Origin of the sequence: Bacteriovorax sp. Seq25_V (assembly GCF_000447795.1) — a bacterium.
In the GTDB taxonomy this organism is placed as follows: Bacteria; Bdellovibrionota; Bacteriovoracia; order Bacteriovoracales; family Bacteriovoracaceae; genus Halobacteriovorax_A.
On record NZ_AUNI01000015.1, the window covers coordinates 35,028 to 59,802 of the forward strand.

At 37.0% G+C, this 24,775-nt stretch carries 28 protein-coding genes; 14 read left to right on the forward strand and 14 right to left on the reverse strand.

Annotated elements, in window-relative coordinates:
* The first annotated feature begins 3 nt into the window (after window positions 1-3).
* The 3 genes from M900_RS07885 (at window position 4) to arsH (ending at window position 1,614) form a co-directional block, all read left to right on the forward strand.
* Entirely contained in the window at window positions 4-417 is a 414-nt protein-coding gene (locus M900_RS07885) for a MerR family DNA-binding protein (RefSeq protein WP_034732267.1), read from the forward strand.
* Window positions 418-849 carry an arsenate reductase ArsC gene (locus M900_RS07890; protein WP_021274457.1) on the forward strand — a complete coding sequence of 144 codons (432 nt, stop codon included), beginning with the start codon at window positions 418-420 and terminating at the stop codon, window positions 847-849.
* A gap of 72 nt (window positions 850-921) precedes the next feature.
* Window positions 922-1,614, forward strand: a complete 693-nt coding sequence (gene arsH / locus M900_RS07895; protein WP_198295977.1) for an arsenical resistance protein ArsH — start codon at window positions 922-924, stop codon at window positions 1,612-1,614.
* Between the two features lie 34 nt (window positions 1,615-1,648).
* Here arsH and secG read toward each other — a convergent pair whose 3' ends face one another.
* The gene (gene secG / locus M900_RS17130) at window positions 1,649-1,999 is read right to left on the reverse strand and encodes a preprotein translocase subunit SecG (RefSeq protein WP_021274450.1); all 351 of its coding nucleotides are present in this window, start codon (window positions 1,997-1,999) and stop codon (window positions 1,649-1,651) included.
* Between the two features lie 222 nt (window positions 2,000-2,221).
* On the opposite strand from secG, the gene M900_RS07905 reads away from it, so the two are divergent.
* From M900_RS07905 to M900_RS07925, 5 genes are read left to right on the forward strand one after another with little or no spacing between them, the layout of a single operon-like run.
* Window positions 2,222-2,650, forward strand: coding sequence for an SRPBCC domain-containing protein (locus M900_RS07905; RefSeq protein ID WP_021274317.1), 429 nt, complete (start codon window positions 2,222-2,224; stop codon window positions 2,648-2,650).
* A gap of 57 nt (window positions 2,651-2,707) precedes the next feature.
* On the forward strand, window positions 2,708-3,598 hold the full coding sequence (locus M900_RS07910; protein WP_034732029.1) for a hypothetical protein: 891 nt from the start codon (window positions 2,708-2,710) through the stop codon (window positions 3,596-3,598).
* Window positions 3,564-4,403 carry a GNAT family N-acetyltransferase gene (locus tag M900_RS17135; protein ID WP_021274656.1) on the forward strand — a complete coding sequence of 280 codons (840 nt, stop codon included), beginning with the start codon at window positions 3,564-3,566 and terminating at the stop codon, window positions 4,401-4,403. The genes M900_RS07910 and M900_RS17135 overlap by 35 nt, the downstream gene beginning before the upstream one ends.
* Before the next feature lie 29 nt (window positions 4,404-4,432).
* Entirely contained in the window at window positions 4,433-5,920 is a 1,488-nt protein-coding gene (locus tag M900_RS07920) for a hypothetical protein (RefSeq protein WP_034732031.1), read from the forward strand.
* An 8-nt stretch (window positions 5,921-5,928) separates the two neighbouring features.
* Window positions 5,929-6,549, forward strand: a complete 621-nt coding sequence (locus M900_RS07925; protein WP_021274486.1) for a hypothetical protein — start codon at window positions 5,929-5,931, stop codon at window positions 6,547-6,549.
* 46 nt (window positions 6,550-6,595) lie between these two features.
* On the opposite strand, the gene M900_RS07930 is transcribed toward M900_RS07925, so the two are convergent.
* The 5 genes from M900_RS07930 to gap all read right to left on the reverse strand — a co-directional run bounded on the left by M900_RS07930 (window position 6,596) and on the right by gap (window position 12,208).
* Window positions 6,596-8,914, reverse strand: a complete 2,319-nt coding sequence (locus tag M900_RS07930) for a phosphoenolpyruvate carboxylase (protein WP_021274478.1) — start codon at window positions 8,912-8,914, stop codon at window positions 6,596-6,598.
* A gap of 64 nt (window positions 8,915-8,978) precedes the next feature.
* Window positions 8,979-9,275, reverse strand: coding sequence for a hypothetical protein (locus M900_RS07935; protein ID WP_021274743.1), 297 nt, complete (start codon window positions 9,273-9,275; stop codon window positions 8,979-8,981).
* Complete coding sequence (gene tpiA, locus M900_RS17920; protein WP_021274725.1) at window positions 9,265-9,990, reverse strand: triose-phosphate isomerase; 726 nt, start codon at window positions 9,988-9,990, stop codon at window positions 9,265-9,267. Before tpiA ends, M900_RS07935 begins: the two co-directional genes overlap by 11 nt.
* Window positions 9,991-9,992: 2 nt before the next feature.
* Window positions 9,993-11,189, reverse strand: a complete 1,197-nt coding sequence (pgk, locus tag M900_RS17925; protein WP_021274747.1) for a phosphoglycerate kinase — start codon at window positions 11,187-11,189, stop codon at window positions 9,993-9,995.
* A gap of 2 nt (window positions 11,190-11,191) precedes the next feature.
* The gene (gap, locus tag M900_RS07950) at window positions 11,192-12,208 is read right to left on the reverse strand and encodes a type I glyceraldehyde-3-phosphate dehydrogenase (RefSeq protein ID WP_021274328.1); all 1,017 of its coding nucleotides are present in this window, start codon (window positions 12,206-12,208) and stop codon (window positions 11,192-11,194) included.
* Window positions 12,209-12,337: 129 nt separating this feature from the next.
* Here gap and M900_RS07955 point away from each other — a divergent pair, with 129 nt between their 5' ends.
* Both M900_RS07955 and M900_RS07960 read left to right on the forward strand, forming a co-directional pair.
* Window positions 12,338-13,297, forward strand: coding sequence for a lipase family protein (locus tag M900_RS07955; protein ID WP_021274696.1), 960 nt, complete (start codon window positions 12,338-12,340; stop codon window positions 13,295-13,297).
* A gap of 45 nt (window positions 13,298-13,342) precedes the next feature.
* Window positions 13,343-14,308, forward strand: coding sequence for a trypsin-like serine protease (locus tag M900_RS07960; RefSeq protein WP_021274455.1), 966 nt, complete (start codon window positions 13,343-13,345; stop codon window positions 14,306-14,308).
* Here M900_RS07960 and M900_RS07965 read toward each other — a convergent pair.
* Genes M900_RS07965 through M900_RS07990 form a run of 6 tightly spaced genes read right to left on the reverse strand, consistent with a single transcriptional unit; the run spans window position 14,268 to window position 19,411 of the window.
* Window positions 14,268-15,080 carry a TatD family hydrolase gene (locus M900_RS07965; protein ID WP_021274517.1) on the reverse strand — a complete coding sequence of 271 codons (813 nt, stop codon included), beginning with the start codon at window positions 15,078-15,080 and terminating at the stop codon, window positions 14,268-14,270. The genes M900_RS07960 and M900_RS07965 overlap by 41 nt on opposite strands.
* Before the next feature lie 3 nt (window positions 15,081-15,083).
* Window positions 15,084-16,229, reverse strand: coding sequence for a thioredoxin domain-containing protein (locus M900_RS07970; RefSeq protein ID WP_021274783.1), 1,146 nt, complete (start codon window positions 16,227-16,229; stop codon window positions 15,084-15,086).
* Between the two features lie 4 nt (window positions 16,230-16,233).
* Window positions 16,234-16,803 carry a polyphenol oxidase family protein gene (locus M900_RS07975; RefSeq protein ID WP_021274710.1) on the reverse strand — a complete coding sequence of 190 codons (570 nt, stop codon included), beginning with the start codon at window positions 16,801-16,803 and terminating at the stop codon, window positions 16,234-16,236.
* On the reverse strand, window positions 16,778-17,779 hold the full coding sequence (locus tag M900_RS07980) for an RluA family pseudouridine synthase (protein ID WP_021274561.1): 1,002 nt from the start codon (window positions 17,777-17,779) through the stop codon (window positions 16,778-16,780). The genes M900_RS07975 and M900_RS07980 overlap by 26 nt, the downstream gene beginning before the upstream one ends.
* 3 nt (window positions 17,780-17,782) lie before the next feature.
* Entirely contained in the window at window positions 17,783-18,433 is a 651-nt protein-coding gene (locus M900_RS07985; protein ID WP_021274494.1) for a helix-turn-helix transcriptional regulator, read from the reverse strand.
* Window positions 18,434-18,445: 12 nt separating this feature from the next.
* Window positions 18,446-19,411, reverse strand: a complete 966-nt coding sequence (locus tag M900_RS07990) for a P-loop NTPase (protein WP_021274430.1) — start codon at window positions 19,409-19,411, stop codon at window positions 18,446-18,448.
* Window positions 19,412-19,564: 153 nt separating this feature from the next.
* On the opposite strand from M900_RS07990, the gene M900_RS07995 reads away from it, so the two are divergent.
* Window positions 19,565-20,206, forward strand: coding sequence for a diacylglycerol/polyprenol kinase family protein (locus M900_RS07995; RefSeq protein WP_021274454.1), 642 nt, complete (start codon window positions 19,565-19,567; stop codon window positions 20,204-20,206).
* Here the strand turns inward: M900_RS07995 and M900_RS08000 are convergent.
* Window positions 20,203-20,889 carry an LON peptidase substrate-binding domain-containing protein gene (locus M900_RS08000; protein ID WP_084703540.1) on the reverse strand — a complete coding sequence of 229 codons (687 nt, stop codon included), beginning with the start codon at window positions 20,887-20,889 and terminating at the stop codon, window positions 20,203-20,205. The genes M900_RS07995 and M900_RS08000 overlap by 4 nt on opposite strands.
* Before the next feature lie 135 nt (window positions 20,890-21,024).
* On the opposite strand from M900_RS08000, the gene M900_RS17140 reads away from it, so the two are divergent.
* Together M900_RS17140 and M900_RS08010 are read left to right on the forward strand one after the other, a co-directional pair.
* Entirely contained in the window at window positions 21,025-21,945 is a 921-nt protein-coding gene (locus M900_RS17140; protein ID WP_052600795.1) for a type I phosphomannose isomerase catalytic subunit, read from the forward strand.
* Window positions 21,946-21,958: 13 nt separating this feature from the next.
* Window positions 21,959-22,756 carry a hypothetical protein gene (locus tag M900_RS08010; RefSeq protein ID WP_021274667.1) on the forward strand — a complete coding sequence of 266 codons (798 nt, stop codon included), beginning with the start codon at window positions 21,959-21,961 and terminating at the stop codon, window positions 22,754-22,756.
* On the opposite strand, the gene M900_RS08015 is transcribed toward M900_RS08010, so the two are convergent.
* Window positions 22,757-23,089, reverse strand: a complete 333-nt coding sequence (locus M900_RS08015) for a hypothetical protein (protein ID WP_021274749.1) — start codon at window positions 23,087-23,089, stop codon at window positions 22,757-22,759.
* A 204-nt stretch (window positions 23,090-23,293) separates the two neighbouring features.
* Between M900_RS08015 and M900_RS08020 the strand changes: the two genes are divergently transcribed.
* On the forward strand, window positions 23,294-24,745 hold the full coding sequence (locus M900_RS08020; RefSeq protein ID WP_034732046.1) for an ATP-binding protein: 1,452 nt from the start codon (window positions 23,294-23,296) through the stop codon (window positions 24,743-24,745).
* Window positions 24,746-24,775: the final 30 nt, after the last annotated feature.

The following is a 24,775-nucleotide window of genomic DNA, read 5'->3' on the forward strand; positions in this document are numbered from 1 at the left end:
AGAATGGATGAAATCTTAACAATTGGTAAATTAGCAGAAGCGGCAGAGGTTAATGTTGAAACAATTCGCTTCTATGAGAGAAAAGGAATTTTAAAGCAGCCGAAGAAGATTGGAAGCTTTAGGCAATATTCAAACGACTATGTTACGAGAATACGTTTTATAAAAAGATCTCAGGAACTTGGGTTTACGTTGAATGAAGCTAAAGAACTTTTGGATTTGAAAATAAAAAATCAAGCTAAGTGCAGTGATGTTCTATCTAAAACTCAGGAAAAAATATCTGTAATAAATCAAAAAATTACTGATCTTAAAAAAATGAAAAAATCATTGGAGAGTTTGGCCAATTGCTGTGTGGATGAGAATCAGCCCTTGAGTGATTGTCCGATACTTGATTGTTTTGTGACTAAAAAGGAAAAATAAATGAAGAAAAACGTTCTATTTCTATGTACTGGAAACTCTTGTCGCTCTCAAATGGCCGAAGGCTGGGGGAAGTATCTCAAAGGTGATGTTTTTAATTTTTACTCCGCAGGAACAAAAAAGCATGGCCTGAATCCAAATGCTGTCAAAGTAATGCAAGAGGTGGGAATTGATATAAGCGGCCACGAATCAAATACTACCGATGAATTAAATGACGTGAAGATGGATTTTGTCTTTACCGTATGTTCTGATGCTCATGAGAATTGTCCTTATTTTCCAGGTGGAAAGATTATTCATGTTGGTTTTGATGATCCCCCAAGATTGACTCAAGGGCTTAGTGAAGAAGAACAGATTTTGCCTGTCTACCGTCGTGTTCGTGATGAAATTAAAGAAATGATTACTAATATAGAAAAACTAATGGATGAAAAAAAATGAGTCATGAATCTCAGCTGTCGGTGTCTTAATTGAGGTTCCCGTCATGTTAAGTCTTGTGAAAATTTCTAATAAATGGAGATACTAGTGGATTATTTAGTTAAAGAGAATTTTAATTTAGTTCCAGAGGGAGTGAAGGTCTCACAGCATAAACCTAGAATCTTAATGTTGTATGGCTCTTTGAGAGACCGCTCCTATTCTCGCTTGCTCGCAGAAGAGGCAGGAAGAATTTTAGAGTTCATGGGTGCGGAGGTTAAATTTTTTAATCCAGAAGGCCTGCCGATGTATGATTATGATCGTTCGGTAGATCACCCAAAGGTGAAAGAACTCCGAGAGTTGAGTCTGTGGTCAGAAGGGCAAGTATGGTCATCTCCTGAACTTCACGGAAATATTTCAGGACTTCTTAAATCTCAAATTGACTGGATTCCACTTACTCTCGGAGCTGTTCGACCTACACAGGGACGAACTCTCGCCGTTATGCAAGTCTGTGGTGGATCACAAAGTTTTAATGCTGTTAATAATATGAGAATCCTGGGGAGATGGATGAGAATGATCACAATTCCTAATCAATCATCTGTGGCCAAGGCCTATCAAGAATTTAATGATGATGGAACTATGAAGGATTCAGGCTTTAGAGATCGTGTTGTTGATGTGATGGAGGAACTAATGCGTTTTACATTTCTTACTCGTGATAATGCAGAATTTTTAGTTGATCGTTATAGTGAAAGAAAAGAGAAAGCGATTAAAGCGGACTTAAACAAAATGTAATTCAAAAAAAGGCCTCTATTGAGGCCTTTGTTATTTACTGAGCTTGTGCTGGAGTTTCTGTTGCTGGCGCTGCAGGAGCTGCCGTTGGTGCAGGAGCTGCGGCATCAGAATTTAGTGGAGCAGCGATTGGCGCCTCACTATCAAGAAGAGACTTAGACTCTTTACCTGATTGCATTTTTGCTAGGATTAAACAGTTACCAATAAAGATAATAGTTAAAACAACAGTAATTTTTGAAAGAATATTTCCTTGTTGTGAACCAGAGAATACAGCATCAGATGCTCCACCCATTAGACCTGCTTCAGCACCTTTTCCAAATTGAAGAAGAACTAGAACAATTAATAATACAGAAATAACTGCGTGGAAAACCATTAAACTTGTAACCATATATAATCCTTTAAAAGTTAGACAAATAAAATAAATATCAATAGTTATAACAAAATCAGTACTCGATTACAATAACCTCGAGTGTTGCGATGAGCCGAAATTATTATTCATTGAAATATATGTAAAAACAGTAGATTAGCTCATTTCTTTGAATGGATGGCCACACTCAATTCATAAAGTCTTTATGTTTACCTATTAGAATCAATATTAAGGGAGGTATTTATGGAATACCACACAAAGAAAAGATTCAACGTGCGACCAAATGAGTTATTTGAGGACTTTTCCAATTTCGCGAAAATGCAGTCCTGGATGATCAAGGATGACTCGATGAGAACTAATATTAATGCTGATTTTAGCCCAGGTGGAAAATATCACTTTGAAATGGTTTCTGATATTGGAGACATCTCACACTATTATGGAGAGTACACATCGATTTATCCAAATCGCCACATTGATATGGTTTGGAATGATGGAGAGGTTAAAGACACGCTGGTAACTTTGGATTTTGTTGAAAATGAGCGACACGGGACTACGCTCTTGTTGACCCATGCAAATTTGCCGACGGCGATTTCAGTGAAACATCATAAAGAGTTTTGGAGAAATTGTTTGGAGCACTTGGATGCTTACGTAAAGAAAGTGAATGCGGCTTAATCTTACAAATAATGACTCTTACTAGACGAGGAGGGTACTTCATTAGAACATTAAAGGATGAAAAAAATAATTCCAATGATGTTTTGTATGAGTGCCCTTGCGGGGAATGTAAATCAAGTAAATTCTTTCTCTAGAAGTCTTGAGAAGTTGCTTTTAATGGATGCGAGTCATCTCAAGGAAATTGCTCCAAAGATAAGTATAAAGAAGCCAACGGCTTTTCAGCGTTGGCAGATGGAAAGAACTGGCGCGGAGGCTACTTACAATGATTTTACAAATACTATAGTTTTAAAAGATAGTTACTTTGTTGGTGATCGTATTGTTGGTATTGATGATATGAAAGCTAATGAAAAGTATCGCTTCTTTGTTTTTGCTTCAACTGCTTTTCACGAACTATCTCACGCTGATTTTGATGTTTCGGTTGAAAATGGAAGTGGAAGTATTAAGTATCTTCTCGAGCGAAAAATAATGCCGTGGTTTAAGTCGAAATTTCCTTCATTCAATTCTAAAATTGCAACCCACGAGCTCTTTGGTTATACGGCCGGAGATACAATCTTTAATTTAAATCAAAAGATTCAAGATATTATGATAAATCACGGACTCAAGTACCCTGCAATGGAGTGCTTCCCGGCCAAGGCTTTAGAAAAAATTGGAGCAAGACTTGGTTTTGAAAATGGGATTGAATTTAAGCCGGTATTCCAAAATCAAGATTTCTCTGACATATTTGTGCCAGATGCTGTTTTTGTAAAAGGAAAAGATATCAATCTTAAGACAGCAAACTTTCCAAAAGAGTATCGAAAAGAACTTTATGACTATTTTGTTTCAACATATGATCTCCCAGTCGATACGGAGGAGTTGATTCATAAAATGAATAATTCACATTTTAAAACCACTTTAGAAGAGTGTTACAAAGATTATGGCAAAGGTAGTTCGTCACAAGGACGCGAATAGTTTTTTAAAAATGAGTCAGTCTTTTCTTGAGCAAAATGAGTCCATTAATAATTTGGTTCTAGGTCTCTCTATATCTTTATCTAAAAGTGAATATGAAGATAACGGTGGTGAATTATTTTATTCAATTATCCACCAAGATGAAGTTGTTGGCTGCGCGATCCGCACAGGTGAAGAACGACCTTTTTCCGTTACTCAAATAAAAAAAGAATTTCTTCCTGTCCTGATAAAGAAGCTACGTAGTGATGAAATAAAACTTCAAGGTGTTGTTGGCTTTAAACAGACAGTAAAAGATTTTGTAAGTTTCTATGGTCATAAAGTAAAGATGAATCTTGATCAGGGACTTTATGAATTATCGCAAGTTACTTTCCCAAAAAATGTAAAGGGAAGTGTAAGAGAGGCGACAATGGAAGATCTTGAAGTATGCACGGAACTTCTTCGAGGATTTCTACTAGATTGTTTTGATGATGAAGCCGCTCCCCATGCAGAAAAAATGATGACTCGAAACCTCAAATACGGAAAAGTCTTTCTATGGATAAGTGAAGAAAATATTCCTGTCGCTATGGCCGCGCGAATTCGCGAAGGAATTCGAGGCGCGGGAATTTCTCTTGTCTACACTCCTCCAGAAGCAAGAGGGAGAGGATTTGCCAGTGCTGTTGTTGCGAGTCTTTCTCAAGCCCTACTAAATGACGGATTTGATATTTGCTACTTGCATACCGATCTTTCAAATCCTATCTCGAATTCAATTTATCAAAAAATTGGATATCAAAAGGTTTGTGAGTTCATTCACTACGATTTCTTAGTTTAAGTTGGCACACAAGATGCATTGTAAAATGCATGTACAAAAAAATACCACTTCTATTCCTCTTGCTTATCAGCTTGATGACGAGAGCAAATCTCCATATATGTAGTTTTGCTTTCAATTCTACAGATGAGAGAGATGCCTTATTTCAGGAGCTTAAACCTCTTGGGGCGACACTGACGGAATTTGTTCCAATAGAATCAAAGGACCCACGCTGGTTTGAGCAAGCATGTAGAAGTGTCAAAAAATGTGACATTACAGTATTTTCTGGACACTTCGGGGGAGTATTTTTTGGAGAGGGAAGCTCAATTACCTTATCGATGGCGGAGCTACTACAGGCCAAGAAAGACGGTTATTGTTCAAGTGTTTTGACTGAATCTAAAACAGTGATGCTTATGGGCTGCAACACAATGGCATCAAAGAAAAAAGATCACAGAAACATTCATGAATATCTAAATGTTTTAATTAATGATGGATTTCCTCTTGATCTCGCAGAAAGAGTTGCTGCAACGAGATATCTTAATTATGGAGAAAGTAACGAGGAGATCATGAATTCTATATTCTCTAAGGCTGACATAGTGTTGGGGTTTGAAAGCACTGGACCACTTGGCAGATATGCTGGTCCACAGGTTAGAACAGCAATTCGAAAATCTAGTAAAGATAAAAAAATGTCACATGGATTTGATGTCAAAGAATTTAAAAAAGCATTTAAAGGAACAAGCTTAAGGGTCTCAACTCCTAAGCTAAGTAACTCTGTTGACTGGAAGGAAAATGCACTTACTTTTGATGCTTCTAAAGCAGAGGTTGCTTGGAGAAATATTCTAAGTCAGGAAAATAGAAAAAAATATATCGACTTTATCGTTAGAAATCAAAAAAATATGTACTTGAAGCATTTGATTCGATACGACCTCGAGCTACAGGATAGTCTAAAAGGTATAGTCAAAGAAAAATTAAAAATATCAAAAGGTCTTTCTTCAATACAGCTTGAAATGATCAATTTTCTTCGTACTCATCGACTAGTTACTAAGTATGAATATGATGATTTTTTTGAGGATATTGTAAGCTCTGTCATGCGAGATGAAATTGATTACGTAAGAGCCGCTCAAATTTGTAAAATTTATAAATCCCATTCATCTGAAATGAAGGATCTAGAGGAAAGAGGAATCATAGCTGATGTCACAGGTCTATACTCGAACTATATAAATTCTTGTAAAGATCTAAAAAGCCAAAAACTAAAACCAGTCATGAGTACTCTTAGTTCATGTTTGGCCACTAAAAGTAAAAGTGATTGGAGTTGTTTAACATCCAATCAAGCTCAGTTAGATGTTAATTCCTGTCTGATCGCGGCAAGTCGAAATACAGATGTTGAAAATGCTGATGATATGCTTTGGTACTGTTACTCAAAAATGAGAGTCCGAGCTCAATTAAATAGAGCTCAGTGTTTACAACTTACAGATAATTTTAAAATTCTTGGAAATAAATTGAAAATGAATTGGAATTGCTTAAATAGAATTAAATATTAGGAGAAGTTATGAAAAAATCAATTTTAATCGCCATGTTGATCTGTACTAATAGCTATGCAGAAGGACTCTTTGCTGATGGATTTCAACCTTCAAACTTAGGTGAGGCCATTCAACACGTAGGGAGCCGTATTAGAAGTGCTCATAGTGGCGGAGGAAAGGTTGACCTCTCAGCACTTGAGAAAATGACAGATGAACAAAGAGATAAGGCCTTCATGTACCATGAAGACAATCCAAAGCGTCGTGAAAATGATCCTCGCCGTGAAACCGTGAGGATGCTTGAAGAGTTTAAAGAAGATGTTATTGCAAAGTATGAAGAGTCTGATCGTCGTGAAGAAATTTTAAATGAAGTTTCAGATAGCGTTAAAACATATAATAGAAGAATTGAAGGCGGCTACTATCGTTATGCTTACGAGAGAATTGATAGTTGTTTAAATGAGTGTTACCACGAAACTGAATCACTTGGAATTACTTGTTATGAAAATGACCTTGATAGAAGAGTAGGTTGTAATGACATGGCCTCATGGAACCCTCAAAGACTTCTATGTAAGTATGAAAGTTCAAAAGAATATGACAAGTGTCGCGATGATGCAGGTTGGGCATATCAGGTTTGCCAGTCAAAGTGTTTCTAATCTAAGAAAATATACGAGCACATGATAATTTCATGTGCTTTTCCTTTTATCCTGTCGTCATCATTCCACACGCAATCGCAGTCACAGTTTCTCTTAATAACTGATAATCTTTATTTTTCAAGGCCCTTATTTGTAATAGGTTGATTGGATGAATCATACGAGAGCGAAGCTGAATACTCTCGCCAAGCCAAGGTCTAAAGAAGAGTAGGTCTCTTTGTCCAGAAACTTCAATGAAAAACTTTTTAGCAAGCATTAGTTCATTTTCGACGATCTGATAAACTTCATCGGCGTGCGATCTATCCATGAACTCATTAAGATAGGCCTTGAAAACCTCTATTTCAATCTTTGCTAAACTAAAACCAAGAGTGTTGATAAATGATCTTAGATAATCTGAGCTTTGATAAGAGTCTTTGATGACTTTCTTTGAGCTCACATCGATATCTCTCCAAGCTGTTCCAACCCCAAACCAATTTGGGAGTAAGCCTCTCGTTTGTGTCCAGCAAAGGATCCATGGAATCGCTCGAAGTTTTAATTCAGTTGAAGTTGTCTTCTGTCTCTTTGATGGTCTTGATCCAATTTTTAAGTGATCAAGGTAGAGATAGGGAGTCGCAGCCTTAATAGCGTGAACAAACTTATCATTATCAAAAAGGTTCTTATAAACTGCTGTTGATAGCTTTGCCATTTCATCCATCGTTGAAATAAACTTTGCATCCATTTTCTGATTTTTAATTTCATTAAGTTCAGTAGTTATTTTTGCGACCTGACTTTGAAGAATTAGGGAATCCCCAAAAGTACGAGCAACCATCTCACCTTGAATAGTAACTTTATATATATTTAGCGCACTTTTAGGCCACCAACGAATCTGTTCTTTTAGTGATCCTCCTCCACGAGCAATACTTCCCCCTGAACCGTGAAAGAAAACTGGCGTTAACTTCTTTGCCAGCAAATTTTCATCAATGGCATTAATTGCCTTCGCAATAAGCCATTTCCCAGAAAATACTCCACTTTCTTTTGAAGAGTCTGAATAGCCAAGCATAACTTCAAAGCGAGAGTGCCACTTGTTTTGATGATGTTTTAGTAGTGTCGGGTTTTTCTTAAAAACTTCATTTAGAATGTTGTGGGCATTCGAAAGAGCTTTCTGTGTTTCAAACAGGGGAACTACAGGAATATAAAGTTCCTTCAGCGCTTTCTTAACGAGGTCTAGCCCTGCTTGATAATCAGAGGCCTCTTCGCACATACTAAGAATAAAGCCACGCACATACCACTTACTTCTCTCGCCAATTGAAATCTCTTGTAGGTACTTGAGCATTTTATAGATTTCAAAATTTTTATCTTTGAGTGCCTCATGAACAAGAGAAGAGTCCTCACGAACTTCCAGAGGTAGGACAAGAGTCGGGTAGAGCCAAACAATACTTTTAATTTTTTCCAGATATGGTGATTGGTTTTTAATTTCTTTTTCAAAGAGTTTGCAATACTTAGAAAAACTATCTTTTAAAAGAGCTATCCTTCTTCCGTCAAGCTTCTTGATCTCTTTAACACTTGCAAAGAGCTTCACAAGTTTTTGTGATTCTTTTTCAAGCGCCTTGAGCGGAAGATCAGTCTGTTTTAAAAGCTTGAGATGTTTATTATAGTGAGAAGAAACATAGCGAAGTAGAATGTCCCTTGAAAGCTGTAGAGAGTCTCTCATCGTCTGGTGATTAACAAAAGGGTGACCATCTTTATCTCCACCAACCCAACTTCTAAAATGTACTGTAATTCCTCGTTGTTGCATTTTAACTTGCAGATCCAGAATTTTCTTATCTAAAACGATATTGTAAATATGTGAGGCCTCATCAAATACCGTCGGTTTCTTCGTCGACGCCATTGACGAGCGAAGAATAAGATTAAGATGAAATTTAAGTTCTGAAATAAACGTATCTTCAATCCCTTCTAAAAAGGCGATAAGTAGTGCTTCTGTCGAATTAAATAACTTCATCAGCTTTTCTGAGCGTGCTTCCGTTGGGTGAGCAGTAAAAACATAGATGATTGCATAGGGAGAGCTCTGTAGCTCTTTTTTACGTTTGTCGCTTGCTAGGCGATGGTGACGGTAAGCATTTTCAGCACGGTTTACTAGTTCGAGATAGACACCATAAGCATGGCAAAGATTAATCGCCTCAGCGTCACTTAGTTTATAAATCTTTTTTAAGCTTTCTTGGAGATGTACACTTTTTTCTTTTGATGTTGAGGCTAGATTATTCTTGAATTCGACTCGAAGCTTTTCAACGAGGGTGTAGATTTTGTTACCGTAGACATTTCTAATTTCTTCACCAAGTGAAGCACCGATTATTTTGACAAGATCTTTTAGTTCCTGAGGAAGGTTTTGCACATAAACTCCATAAATAGATTTAAGCTATTTTACGAAGTTTATTGCAATTTAGTTAGGGGGAAATTTATTTAAAACGATCTTTTTTCCAGACCATAAGCTGATCTTGAATTTGTTGATCAAGCATTCGATAAAGTGATTGAATGTCAGATCCAGTTCCATCGGCAGCAAAACTCTTAATTGAGCTTTGCACTTCGATTAAACCAGTAAATCCTTCATCTTCTTTAGAAAATTTAAGATTGATGAGTGAATCAATCGGACATAGTTGGAAAAGATCGTTGATGAGACGATTAATATGTCCCATTTCACTTGGTACTAGATCAAAGCCAATAGCTTCAACAGTAATGCCTTCGTTATTTTCCATATAATCCCATGAAACTCTCAGCTTTTAGAGATGCTCCACCAACAAGTCCACCGTCGATATCAGCACAAGAGAATAATTCTTTGGCATTATCTGGTTTAACACTTCCACCATAAAGGATAAGTGTTTCTTCTGCATTAAGTTCTGTTTCTTCTTTTAGGAATTTTCTTACGAACTCATGAGTTTCTTGTGCTTGCGCTGGAGTAGCTGTTACTCCAGTTCCAATTGCCCAAACTGGCTCATAAGCAACAATGACATCAGAAGATGAAACACCTTGAAGACCTTTTTTTAATTGTTCCCCAAGAACAGCTTCAATTTTTCCTGATTCTCTCTCTTCAAGAGTTTCACCAATACAGAAGATTACTTTGAGATTATTTACGAGGGCCTTTTTAACTTTTAAATTAAGTTCCTCGTGAGTTTCTTTAAAGATTGCTCTTCTTTCACTGTGACCTAGGATAACGAATTCGCAGCCTAGCTCTTTTAATGAAGTAGGAGATACTTCTCCCGTAAATGCTCCTGAGTTTTCATATGAACAATTTTGAGCACCAGTCTTGAAATTCTTTGGAGCTAATTCAATCAATTTTGAAAGGTGTAGTGCTTGAGGAGCAATCCACGCTTCATCAGTGAAGTTTGATGCTTTTACAGTAGTAAAGAAAGCTTCGATGTCACCAAGTGACTGATTCATTTTCCAATTTCCAACGACTAGTGTTTTTCTCATGTTTATTCCAATCCAAATCTAAGGGCTGCGATACCCGGAAGGTTACCTTTTTCGATATATTCTAAGCTTGCTCCACCACCAGTAGAAACATGTCCCATCTTGCTTGCAAGACCGGCCTTGTTTACTGCACTTACAGAATCACCGCCACCAACAAGTGTGAAGCAATCAGAAGGAGCGTCACTTAGAATCTTCGCGATTCCAAATGTTCCTTTACTATATGTTTCATTTTCAAATAGTCCCATCGGGCCATTCCATAAAACAGTCTTCGCCCCTGATAATTTTTCTTTGTAGATATCAAGAGTTTTTGGTCCGATATCAAGCCCCATAAGTCCTTCAGGAATATTTCTGTTCTCAACAACTTGAGGTTCTCCACCAAATTCTTTTGAACATAGGTGATCAACTGGAAGAACTATTTTATGCCCTGATTTCTCTCTAAGGATTTTCTTTGCTAGAGCAATATCTTCGTCATTGCAAAGTGAAGTACCGATATCGTACCCACTTGCTTTTAAGAATGGATACGCCATTGCACCACCAATAAGAAGGTGAGTTACGTTAGAGAGAAGTCTTTCGATGATTTTGATTTTATCGCTTACTTTTGCTCCACCAACGATTGCAACAAATGGAGTTTTTGGTGATTCAACGATTTTAGATAGGGCACTGATCTCTCTCTTAAGAAGAAGTCCACCGTATGCTCTATTTTTAAAGAATGCATTGATCTCATAAGTTGAAGCGTGCTTTCTGTGAGCTGCACCAAAGGCGTCGTTCACATAGATATCTCCATACTCAGCAAGTTTTTTTGCAAATTCTCTATCATTCTTTTCTTCTTCTTCGTGAAACCTTACGTTTTGAAGAAGAAGAATTTTAGTTTCACCAAGATTTAGTAGCGTTTTAATTGATCTATCAAGAGCTGACTCTGATAAAACAACGTCAGTATCTAATTTTTCTGCAAGATACTTTGCAACTGGCTCAAGTGAGTATTTCGCTACCGGTTTTCCATCAGGTCTACCAAGGTGAGACATAAGAACTAGTTTTGAAGCTCCATTGTTAAAGATGTACTTGATTGTCTCAAGAGCTTCATCAATTCTCGTCGTATCAGTGATGATCGACGGATCATTCTTATCAAGCGGAACGTTGAAGTCAAATCTTGCGATTACTTTTTTATCTGTTAGATCTGCCTGATCAATGAATTTAAGTGCCATTATTATTTCGCTCCCATAAGAATTGCGAGGTCGATTACTCTATTTGAGAATCCTGCTTCGTTGTCATACCATGCAACTACTTTTACATTTGTTCCACCGATTACGTTTGTAAGCTTAGCATCTACGCATGAAGATTCTCTCATTCCCATATAATCAACTGAGACAAGCTCTTCTTCTTCGTATGCAAGGATTCCCTTCAGGGCACCATTACTTGCTTCAAGCATTGCCTGATTAACTTCTTCAATCGTAGTTGGAGTTTTAACTGTTACATTAAGATCAACAAGAGAAACGTTTGGAGTTGGTACTCTTACTGCGAATCCATCAAGCTTTCCTTTTAGTTCAGGAATAACAAGACCAACAGCTTTCGCTGCACCAGTAGTTGTTGGGATCATTGATACCGCTGCTGCTCTCGCTCTTCTGTAATCTTTGTGAGAAGCATCTAGGATTCTCTGATCGCCTGTATATGAGTGAACCGTTGTCATGAAACCTGACTCAATTCCAAACTTGTCATTAAGAATTTTTGCTACAGGAGCAAGACAGTTAGTTGTACATGAAGCATTTGAAACAATATTATGCTCTTCTGGATTGTAGAGGTCAGAGTTGATTCCCATGACGATTGTTTCATCAACATCTTTACCTGGGCAACAAAGGATAACTTTTTTAACCGTTCCTCTAAGGTGCTTTGAAAGAGATTTTTTATCTTTGAAGATACCTGTCGAATCAATTACTAAATCAACTTCATCTTTTGACCATGGAATCTCTGCAGGGTCACGATACTTGTGGAAAGTAATTTTGTGTCCATCAATATCAAGAGTATCTCCATCGTCGATACTAACTTTCTTATCAAATCTTCCAAAAACTGAATCATATTTAAGTAGGTGAACATAACCTTCTGGCTCTCCTGGAGAGTTAACTGCTACTACTTCTAATTCACTGATGTTACGACTAAAAATTTCTCTTAGAACTGTTCTACCAATTCTTCCAAGTCCGTTGATTCCGACTCTGATTTTCTGAGACATACTTGACTCCATTAGGTGATTATTAAACTGAAATTAGCCATAATATGCCATAATTGAGCTAGTTTGCCTACCCAAAGGGTTGTCTTTTACCACCTGCAAAAAAATAAATTTCAATCGTATAATTAAGAGATGGAAACGGCTTCAACTGTTAAACATTATAAGACTAAAGATGACTACCTGCAAAAGAGGGTGGCTAGGCCATCAGCGACTTCAGGAGCGGAGCTTGCAAAAGATGCGAAAGCACCAGTCGAGGCAGAGAAGGTCGACATTTCTAAGAAGGCCAAAGATCTCAAAAACTCAATAAAAGAAGATGGAAAAGAAATAGGAAGAGCATCGAAGCATCTTCTAAAAGATGCGGGAGTTTCACTGGCCAAGGCGATTGTGAGCCCTCTTCCAATTCCTAGTATTAGCTTGGGCGGAGGAGCTGAAACTCCTGTTGCGGCCAAGGCCGAAAAGGCGGCACCTGTTAAAGAGAAGTCCGATGTACCAATTAATAAACCTGGTATTTTTCTCATCTCAGGTCTCGAACTTGGAACCTTCTCAAGTGATGATCAGGGGCTTCCAGAGCTTGCTTCAGCGATTACTGGCGCGGAACATTTTTCTTGGAAGGACGAAGATAAGGTGATGGAAGAGATTCTTCGAAGAACAAAGGATCAGCCAATAATACTTATTGGACATTCTCTTGGTGGGGATGCTGCAGTTAATATCGCAAATAACCTCAATACGCTGAAGGGAGGTTTTAGGAAGGTGAACCTTCTTGTGACTCTTGATAGTGTTGGCTTTGGAAATGATATTATTCCCCAGAACGTAGGGAAGAATTTGAATTTTATCAGTGATGATGACTACTTCTTTAATGACGGTCCGAATATTGCGCGTGATTCAAAACGAACGACTGTGGATAATATTTTAAGGAGTGAGGGGCATCGAGCGATTGATGAGGCTTCTGATGTTCATTTTGAAATCATGGAAAATATCGACTCGGTAATGAGTGAGTTCAAAAAGAATAAGAAATTTCAAAGACTTAGTGAACTATATGAGTCTTTTAAGAAGACTGAAAAAAATAGTGAAGCTATTGAGCCGAAGGTCTAGGCATGCTATAGATTGCTCTTTCTAATCATTTAGATAGAGAGCAATTTGAAAAAAATATCAATTCTACTATTTCTTTTACTTTCGATTAATTCTTGTGGGCCACAAGAGTCGAACACTCATGTAGAAATTAACACATCTTCTATTGTTGGTGGAGAACTCGTTGAAAAAGATGAGTTTAAGGCCGTGGTTGCTCTTGTTCGAAATGGTGATTTTCACTGCTCAGGTGTTTTAATTGCTGAAGACGTCGTTCTTACAGCGGCTCATTGTCTTGGTGGTTTTGCTGCTGAATCAATAAGAGTTTACGTCGGAGATGGAGAGAAGCGTCCAGCTCTTCGCGCATTTTTACGTGGTCAACATGAAGTTGAAAGAGTTATCTTTCACCCAAGCCTTAAGTGGAATGAGCGTCGTGGATTCGTCAACTTTGGTGATTATAATGCCAATGATGTGGGACTCGTTTTTTTAAAAGAACCTATTACAGATGTTGAGCCTCTGAAAATTCTAGAAAATCTAAGTGTTGTAAAAAACTATTTGAAGAAAGGTCAGACTACGACAGTTGTTGGATATGGATATGATGGTGAAGATAAGCCTGTTTTCACAAATGTCACACCTGAATATGGCCTAAAGAGAAAAGTCGATATCATGATTAAAAACTTTAATAATCATGAAGTCGATATTAGAGATGATGGTAAAGACTCGTGTTATATTGATAGTGGTGGACCAGCCCTTGTTAACGTAGATGGCGAATACCAAGTTCTAGCTCTTGTTAGTGGGTCAAATGGTCTCTGTGGAGAAAATGAATTCCCAGTTTATTACTCTTTAGTTTTTGATTCTATCTGTTGGATTGCAAAAGAAACAGATATGAAGTTTACAGATCTATTTAGAAATTGTGATCGCTATCAACTAATACAAAATAAGTGCGAAGAATTACCGCCAAAGCCTGCTGCTCAATGTGCATCTAATTTATCAGAACTTATTTTTGAAACCCAAATACTTGATTTGCATTCTCTTTAGTTATTCTTAAAATTTCTTCTACCGGAACGTCTTTAATCTCAGCAATAGCTTTCGCGATAAAAGGAAGATAAAAGGGAGCATTCTCTTTTCCACGATATGGAATAGGTGTGAGAAATGGCGCATCTGTTTCAATTAAAATACGTTCAAGAGGAGTAATTCTTAATACGTCTCTAACATTCTCAGCATTTTTAAAAGTAATTATGCCGTTGAAGCCAAGGTGAAAGCCTTGGTCGAGACAAAATTGTGCTAATTCAATAGATGAAGTGAAACTATGAATAACTCCTTTTCTCTTGAGTTTGGCTGAGAATTTTAACAGAGTATTCTTGGTATCTTCATCGGCATCACGTGTGTGAATAACAACAGGAAGATCCTTATCGGAGGCTAATTGCAAGAAAGATTCAAATGCCTCAATTTGAATCTCTTTCGGTGACTTATTGTAGTGATAATCAAGACCAATTTCACCTACGGCAACTATCTTCGGCTCATTCAGATTTGATTCTACTTTTTGCAGAACTTCCTTTGAGAAAAATTTAGCATCATGTGGGTGGATTCCTTGCGTTCCATAAACACAGTCGTGCTCTCTTGTTAGCTCAATAACAGTATCAAGATTATCTGGAGAAACAGCGATCGTAATTATTTTTTCGACGTGATATTCATTGGACTTGCTAACAATTTCTTCTGTTGATAAATCTTTTAAATAGTCGAGATGACAGTGGGTCTCAATGAGACCCACTGGAAATTTAGGAATATCTTTCGATTTCTTATCACTCATATATTATTTTTTTGCTCTTTTTAAGATCTCATCCATAATCGCGTAGTAATCGCTTAATGGTCTTACACCTTCAATCTTAACACCATTTAGAAGAGTAGTAGGTGTTGATCTTACAGAGAATGTATCTGCTTGATTAATCATTTTCACAACACTTTCTTTTGTCTCTGGTTTTGTCATACACTCAGTTACACCCAATTTGTTGGCATAATTATTAATCCACGTTGTCGATAGCTTTTCTTGATCTGCAAAGATGTCATCGTGAATTGGACCAAATTTTGCTGGATCTGCACAAGAAGCCATGTAAGCCGCCTGACATGCATAAGTGTGAAGAGGTCTCTCCATATTTGGATTACAATTGTGATCTAGTGGGTAGAAGAAATATTGAATATTAATTTTGCCCTTGTATTTTTCAGCGATTTTTTCAACAACTGTTGTTAGAGCTTTACACGCAGGACACTGAAAGTCCGAGAAAATTGAAAATTGAATTGGAGCATCTTCAAATTTTTCTGTCGCACTAGCTAATCTGAATGGAGATGGTGTTCCAGGGGTTCCAAGATTAGGAAGACCATAGAACATCTTAACAAGACTTTGACTCATTTGAATCTTCTTTGATTCCCAGCTTTGCACAGATGAGTAAGTAATTCCTGCCACCGCAAGAGTTACGATTGCGTAAATGCTGATGAACTTAAAATTTAACCCTCGAATCTCACCAACTTTGATCAACATAAAAAGAGCGCCAAATGAGGCCAGGTAATAAAGAGTACAAAATGGACAAAGGTGACCAAGTCCAATTAGTGAATAAAGGAAAAGTACCACACATCCAAAAGCATTAACTCCTAGAACTGTTAAAAGAGCACTTTCAACTTCATCATTATTATATAGGAATGTAAGCATTACAAAGGCACCCATAAGTGCACCAAAGATTGAGATAGGAATCCCTGCAATATTTCCAAATGGAGATAGTGTTGTAGCATCACAGTTAAAAAATGAGTTGATGTTACAAATTGATCCCGCTTCAAACCCTGTTGGATACTTTGCGCTAAAGTAGTGTGAAGTTAAGTAGATTGAAAAAATCGTCATGAGAGCACCCAGGACGAAGAAAAGCATCTTCTGGTTTAATGTCGCTTTTTCGAAAAAAGTTTTTTTCATAATTTTATCCTTTCCTTAGAATATTCCAGTTTCTTAAATCAGTTTTATTTCTTCGATAACTATTATACCTGTGATCTGAAAAAGTGCACGCATTACTGTATTGGACCACTGCATTTGGATACTTGTCCAAGATTTGTTCTGTCGCTTCTTTTTCCAAGGAGAAGTGGTACCTTCCATCTTTGGTAATGAACTTATCTTTTTCAAAGTAATTTAAAAAATCGTCAGAAACTTGATAGGCGTCCACCCCAATATGTGGACCGATAAAGAATTGAGTAGGTAGTATCTTTCGTATGAGATCATTCTTTATAATTTTATTTTCAAGTCCGCGCCAACCTGCATGGATAAGGGCATGTCCTTTTTTGCCAATTATTGCAATCGGTAGGCAGTCTGCAGTCTTTATCGCCAATGTACACTGACCACATGTGCAGACAACTCCATCTGCATCAAGTAGCTCTTCATGGCAGTCAAAAATAATATTACCATGAACTTGATTTACGGCCTTGAAGCTTATTTGTGGTCTGTCTGAGTAAACCTCGAAGATATACGAATCAATTTCTTTTTGAATGATCTTCATCTCTTTGCTCTCTTGCTAGTTTTAGCACGTCTTTAAAAATTTGAGGCGGCTCAACTTCAAAGAATAATTTTTCACCTGTAATTGGATGAACAAGGCCTAGTATTTTTGCATGCAGGAATGGATATTCATACTCACAGATAATATTGCTGATTTCTGGAGAGACTCTTTGTATATGCTGTTTTGGATTTCCGTAAATAGGATCACACAGAATTGCTCTATTAAGTAGGGAAGAGAGATGAACTCTAATTTGATGAGTTCGTCCTGTTTCAAGTTTTAGTTCGACATGAGAAAGATTGTTGAAGTAATCGAGAACTTTATAATGAGTAATTGCTTCTTTTCCTCCACGAACATTTGCTGCCATCTTTAATCTATTCGTAGGATGTCTACCAATTGTAGATTCGAGTTTTCCTCCAATAGGGAGAGTATTTCCCATCACAATCGCCTCATAGTAGCGGTCGATATCGTGAGTTGAAAAAAGTTTTACAAGGCCTTCGTGACATTTCTGGGTTTTTGCAACGACCATGATCCCACTTGTTCCTTTGTCTAGGCGATGAACAATTCCTGGTCTTTTTTGATCTCCAACACCTTTTATATCTTTACAGTGATAGAGAATGGCATTTACGAGAGTTCCGTCATAATTACCTGGTGCTGGATGGGTAACCATTCCCGCGGGTTTATTCACAAAGACAAGATGTTCATCTTCGAAAATAATTTCAAGTGGAATGTTTTGTGGTTCAGCGTCAGCGGGTCTTGGCGGTGGTATCGTGACTGAGACCGTTGTCGCAACCTTTGGCATTTTCTTTAATTCTATTTTTGTGGTCGCTGTAATCTGTCCTTTTTCGAAAAGGTCTTTTAAAAAAGAGCGACTAGTATCGGTGATTTTTTCTGATAGGAATTGATCAAGTCTTTTGTAGTTTTTAATGTCATCTTCGGTGATTGATATTTCAATCACCGTATCTTTCTCATTAGAAGACATGACTTAAAGATTTTCCTTCAGTTTTTTTACGCGATTAAGAAATGAATTTGCTACAAGCTCTGGGTTAAGTTTTAAGCATTTTGCATATTGGTAAACAAAACCACGGATGTAAACAGTTGCTGGCATTTTTGCTACATCTTCTTCTTCAATATATTGAAGGTAGGTTTTAGAAATCTTTGTCATCTCTGCGAGACGAACTAGATCAACGTTCTTGTACTCTCTAACTCGCTTAAGAAATTCTCCGGTGAACTCTTCACATTGTTCAATTTCTTTTTCGAATTCAGCATCTTCTTTGTAATCAAGTCCATAGCGTTTCTTTGCAACGATCTTATTAATTTCACCAGAACTTTTATTTTGCTTGAATTCTTCAACTTGATCAGCACTCACTCCCAAAGAGTGACTCGATGAATCGGCATTGATGCCTCTCACATTGTTGTACTGCTTTCTTTTTTCTGGGTCAGATAGAATATTATAAGCTTCTTCAATTAGTTCGAGAATCTTAGTAGCCTCATCCTGAGAGAGAAGAGAGTAAAGTGCTAAACTGTCACCAGAGTAGGCATTCTTCGCTCTAGTGTATGCTTGGTAAATTTCTTCACCATTTGCATTCACGCTTACTTCGAGTACTTCATAGTAATTTTTAATTTGTTCATTCATTCTATTATTTCCCTAGACGTTTTTCTTCGATAGATTAAGCACTCGATGAATTATGCTTTCAAAGTTCTTAACGAGTGAAGAACCTGGAAACTCTAAAATCAGCGGTCTTTTCTTCTTCACACTTTGCCAAACTGTCGCGTCGTACTCAAGGAAGCCAACGTAATCAAGGTTTAGTCCAAAGTATTTCTTCGAGATGATCTTCATTGAGAAACCGATATCAATATCAGCTTGAGTTCTACACTGATTAATAATCAGTTTTGGAGAGTATGCCTCGATTTCATTCTTAAGGCGTTGTCCCATTACTGGATCAATCTTCATTGCCTTCTCGATAATTTCAGATGGTGTATTTTTCTCAGACATCTTACTATTTAGAACTTTATCTACAATTGGAGAAATCTCAAGGAAGTCTTCCATTAGAGCAAGTTTTCTGTGAAATACAGACTTGATAAAACGATATGTATTCTCAATTGAAGTTGGTTCTGGAAGTGTAACAAGAATCCCCTGATCTGCAGATAGGAAGAAGTCTAGTGTGTTACTTGTCGTTCCTGCACCTAAGTCGAGAAGAATATAGTCGGCGTCAAGCTCTCTTAAATGTGAGATAAGTTTACTCTTATGTACTTGTCTTAGGTTTGCAATCCCAAGTTCATCCTGAGCACCACTAATTAGTTTAAGATTTGGAAGTAGTGTAGGAGTTAGAAGTTCATCAAGCTTTGTATGAGATTTTGCAAAGTAGTCTGAAAGCGTCTTTTCTGGAATTGGTACACCAAGACATGTGTGAAGGTTCGCCCCTCCAAGATCCATGTCAATGATAACAACTTTCATTCCAAGTAGAGAAAGGCAAATTGCCAAGTTGGAAGTTACTAAACTCTTTCCAACCCCACCTTTTCCACCACCGATGGCCCAAATTTTCTGTGATCCATTTTGAGTGCCAAGTAGGTCACTGGCCTCTTTTATATATGAACTTGTATTATCCGTCACAAGCATTACTCCTTAATGATATAAGTCATCCATATTATAGACTTATTTGAAAGGCCTCGAAAACCTTTTTCCTTGGTTTTTTGCCAAGCGCAATGACGAATCACGCTAAAAAGAAGAAAAGATTATAGTTTTACTACAGTAATGGAAGAAGATATGGAAATTAAAGAAGTTTTGTTGAAAAGAAGTGATTTGCATCTGCTAAGAAAGGCATGGCACATCGTGACAGGTTTGACTGGTCTAGCAATTTATTTTTCTTTAGACGTCCCAGCGAAGAGCGTTGGCCAGATTCTTCTGATTTTTGGGCTTGCTAGTATTGCTTTTGAACTGCTTCGTTTGAAAGTTGAATCAGTTAATAAACTGGTTGTGACATATATGGGACTTTTTATGAGGGAGAGTGAGAAGAACTCAATCAGTGGTCTTCCATTTTATGCCCTTGGGGTTGGTCTTTCTCTTACATTTTTTGAAGAGCCAATAGCTATTATCTCTACTTTATTTCTAGTTTTTTCCGATCCAATTTCATCTGCATTTGGAATTAAGTTTGGAACTCAAAAAATCTATGGAAATAAATCTCTTGAAGGAAGCGTTGCAGGTTTCATTACATGTTTTATCGTTGTAATGGTTTATGGATTACTTTTCTTTCCTGTAAATATTAATTTATTCGCATTTGCTTTAATTGCTTCAACTGCAGGTTGTTTTGCTGAACTTCTTTCAACGAAAATTGACGACAACCTAATGATTCCTGTAGTTTCAGGAGTTGCGATGACTATTACAAATTGGATAATTCCTATCGTCTAATTTGCAACTCGATCGTTATCGAAGTTATTCATTGAATTGAAGTCGCGGATAGCATCTGTGACTAATTGATTTTCATGAAATGGATTTTCTTTTTCAAAAATTAAGCTGAGAAGATTTAATACTTCATTCTTGTCTTTCATTTCGAGTAGTAGCTGCTTGGTTGCAATATCTTTAATAAGAAAGGTGCAGACATAATCGATAATAGTATCTGGACCGTTGAGCGAAAGAATAAACTGCTCTTTTTCTCCTGGGTCCTTGATTGCTTCTTCTAGCCAGTTGTAGAGTAGGGACTTAAAGTACTTGAACTTTATTTGGTCAAATAGCAGTGTCTGAGCATCGTTCACGAATTCAATTTCTGCAGAATAGACTTGATAGGGAATGTTGCACTTAGATTCGATAAGACGTGCCTTACCAATTCCTCTCAGTAAAACCTTGAGGCTTCCATCTTCAAGTCTATCGAGAACGATAGGCATACCAATAGAGCAAATTTGAGATGGGATAGGGCGACCGTCACTTGATTCTTCTTCTCTACTCAATGAGACAGCAATAGGAGTTTGCTCCTTAAGAGATTTTTCTATCATTAACTCAAAGTCCTTATCTACAAAGTAGAGAGGTAGAGACGTCGAGGGATAAAACACGACGTTAGATAGGGTAATAACCGGTATATCAGCGATCTGTTTCATAGACCTATCTTAAATGACTTTGCTCAGTTTATTTCGAGAAGTTGTTATTTTAGGTGTTTAGCATATGGGCTTGTACTTTGGTCTGTAAGTTTCTAAAATAAGAATTACTAGAAAGACGATATTTAGGAGAAGTATTTGAAATTATATCCACTACGACCATATCTGACTCATAAGATTTGGGGCGGAACTAGATTAATAGACCTCAAGAAGCCCGAATTATTAGGCAATATTACATCAGCGGAGCCTCTAGGAGAGACTTGGGAAGTGTCTCGACACAAAGATGGGATCAGCGAAACCCTTGATGGAAACAAGCTAAATGAAATCTTTTCATCTGAGGAGTTACCATACCTCGTGAAGTTTATTGATACCTCTGACAACTTATCTATTCAAGTTCATCCTGGTGATGAGTATGCAAAGAAGCATGAAGGTGATAGTGGAAAGAGTGAGTGCTGGTTGATTCTTGATGCTCCAGAGGGAGAGGGGATCTATCTTGGTCTTAAAGATGGTGTTGATAAAAAACAGCTAGAAGAAGAAATTAGAAAGTCTGGTCAGGTTAATGAATTATTAAATTTTTATCCTGTTAAGGCCGGTGATTTTTTCTTTGTACGTTCTGGCTCAATTCACGCAATTGGAAAAGATGTATTGATGTGTGAAATTCAACAGAGCTCTGGGGTGACTTATCGAGTATGGGACTGGAATCGTCTTGATAATGGCAAACCAAGAGAACTTCATATTGATAAGGCTCTTGATGTTATTAATTTTGAAGCAGAAAAAAATACTCTGCAGGCTTTTGATCATATGAGTGGAAACTTTTCAAAGTCATCTGTCGTTCTTACTGAGCATCGCGACTTTAAAGTAGAGTTGGTTAATGGGGAAGCTTTAGAAGAGAGAGTTGTTAGTGCTAATGGTGAACGTGCCTTGTCAGTTATTGTATTGAGTGGGCAAATTACAGCTGATGACACGAAAATGAATAGCTATGAGAGTATGATAGTAAAAGAATGTAAAAATTTAAAAATTAAGAACGTGCAAAAATCATCTTATATCATTGTTTCTTAATTGAAGGGTAATGATGAAAAAGACTCTGATCTTATTATTTTCGTTTGGTCTCATCTCTTGTACGAAAGAGGCAGAGGTAAAGTTTAAAGATAGTAGTTACTATATAGATATGAGTTCTGCAAAACTTACTGAGACTAAAATTGATAAATGGAAAGTCGGACCCTTGAGAAAGCAGTTGGTATCAAAAGGCGTTACAAATTCAATTCAGTTTCCACAATTTGATAGAGAAAGCCTTGATCGTTTAATTACAGATTTTGGTGTGAACTCCTGGCTTGTGAGAGTAAGGCGTCGCGCTTACTCAGTAAATACAACTGTTGGTTATATGTATATTCCACTGGTTGTTCCAGGGACTCAGGCAGAAAATAAGTTTCGTCGTCACCAAATTAAGGGGGGAGTATTTTCTCTTTTTTACTCTGCTGCGGCTGTTTCTAAAAGATTTGAAAATTTTGAATGTCCTGCTTTTAATCATGACCGCTTAATTACCGAGGCTAACATTTCTAAATCAAGTGACAAGAATGAAGTTCTTTATAATGGAGTAACGGATAATGTTATTGTCCAGGCTCCTGTTACCGAATTTAATTATGCTGGAAATATTTTAAATGCGGGCGAGACCCTGGTGGGGGATTACGATGTGGATCTCGCCCTGTATAACCATAAATTTAAAGAAAGAAAAAGTAACTTCGTCACCCTAAATTCTTACGTCTCAGTTAAACGAGAATCAAGAATCACAATCAATGGATGCGAAGGGTTTAAAATACCACCGAAAGAGGAAGACGTTGATCGTGCTAAGCTCTTTCGTTGGTCAAGGTAATTATAGGTTTTGGCAATTTAAAGGAAATGTTACTTCATGACCTTTTCTCGATTTGATAGCGATGAAGTCATTGAGTTCACTGAATTTATTTTTGTCACCGATATGGATCGTATGTTTTTCACCAGATAAGTAAAAGATTTTTTCAACACCCTTCCCAAGGTCACGTGTTCTTTGTGCCATTGTTTGTGCCGGATATCTTCCATCAATAGTAAGATTATTATCTTTGATTTTAACGATAAAATTTTCTCTCGCTGTCTTGCACTCTACTTTCATTACAGGTGCTGCGAAAACAGAAAGATTTGTTAGAAGTAGTGTAAAAGTTAATAGTTTCATATTTCCCCCGATATATTTAAACTCACTAATATATAAGCAAGAGGGGTGCCATCTTTGATAATGGAAAATCAGGTGCTTATGCTGTGGAAATTGTTTAAAAAGTAGACAGTATAAAAATTGTGCACATTTTTTGATTGGCAGAGTTAGTTAACTCAATTATTCAACTAAAGAAAAAAAGTTTGCATGACGAAAAGACATAAACCTATGAAATATTTAAATAAACAATCATTGAAGCACAAAATTTTGATCTATACGATTGTGATCAGTTCAGTGATGTCTACTATATTCACTTTAAGTTCTCTCTTTCTTGATTACCGTCTTGGTGTAGGAAAAATGGATGAGAGAATTAAAAATATCGAGATCACAACACTTGGTTCTTTAAAAGGATCTCTGTGGGACTTAAATATTAATCTTATAAAGGTACAGCTCAATGACCTCTTTCAGCTCGAAGGAATTACCGAGATTCAACTTGTCGACGAGAATAATATTAATCTTGTTCATCTGAAAAAAGAAGAAAAAGAAAGAGAGCTCTTTGATTCGAGCTTCTTAAATAAGTATCCTCTTTACTTTGATGTCGATGGAGAGAAGGTTTATGGTGGAACCTTCTTTCTTCGTTTTACTCGTAATCACATTCTTGAAGAGATCGTACATCGTGCATTAATCGTATTTCTCACGCAAGCTGCGAAAACTTTTGTCGTGTCTTTTTTATTACTACTTTTATATGAAAAATTAATAACTCATGACCTCGTTTCTATTTCTCAATATTTTAAGAAGCTTGATATTGCCACGACTGAAACAGTCGAAGGATTTAAGAATAAGCGTGAAAACGAAGATGAGATATCTATTATCCAAAATCAGATCGAAAATATTTCACGAAAACTTGTTGATTTAAACATTGAAAACAAAAAATTACTTGATCAAGCTAATAAAGAGAAAAAGCTTCAGGAAGCGAAAGCATTAAATGCGGCAAGACTAGCTTCCCTAGGAGAAATGGCCGCAGGTATCGCCCATGAGATTAATAATCCTCTGACTATTATCAAGTCTGGAATCTATGCGGTAGAAAAGAAAATTAAAAGAGAGCATGAGAACGATTTAAATTTTCAAGGTGATGTAAATTTTGAAAGAATTAATAATGGTGTTAATCGTATCTCAAAAATTATCAAAAATATGAAAAAAATATCTCGTGATGGAAGTCATGAAGAGATTGCGAGTCTTAAGTTAAAAGATGCCCTCATTGATTCATTTGATTACTTTCATGAAAAACTAAGAAGTTTGGATATTGAGTTTAAAGTTGCGGATATTCCTGAGCAGTATATAACTGTCAGCGAAGTTGAATTTGCACAAGTTTTGATGAATTTGTTAAACAATGCCCTCGATGCAATCAACGACAACGATGAGAAGTGGATTAGTATCGACTTTAAGTCACTGGACCAATTCTTAGAAATTAGAATTACAGATTCGGGAAAGGGGATTGATGAGGCGACTCTTGATAAAATCTTCGCCCCTTTTTTCACAACGAAAGAAATAGGGAAGGGAACTGGTCTCGGTTTAAGTATATCTAAGGAATCAATTGAGAAGATGGGTGGAAGTCTCTACTACGATAGCGAAAGCGCCAATACGACTTTTGTCTTAAGAGTAAGACTTAGTCCTCAATAAACTCAGAATATTTCCACAAAATTTCATCTG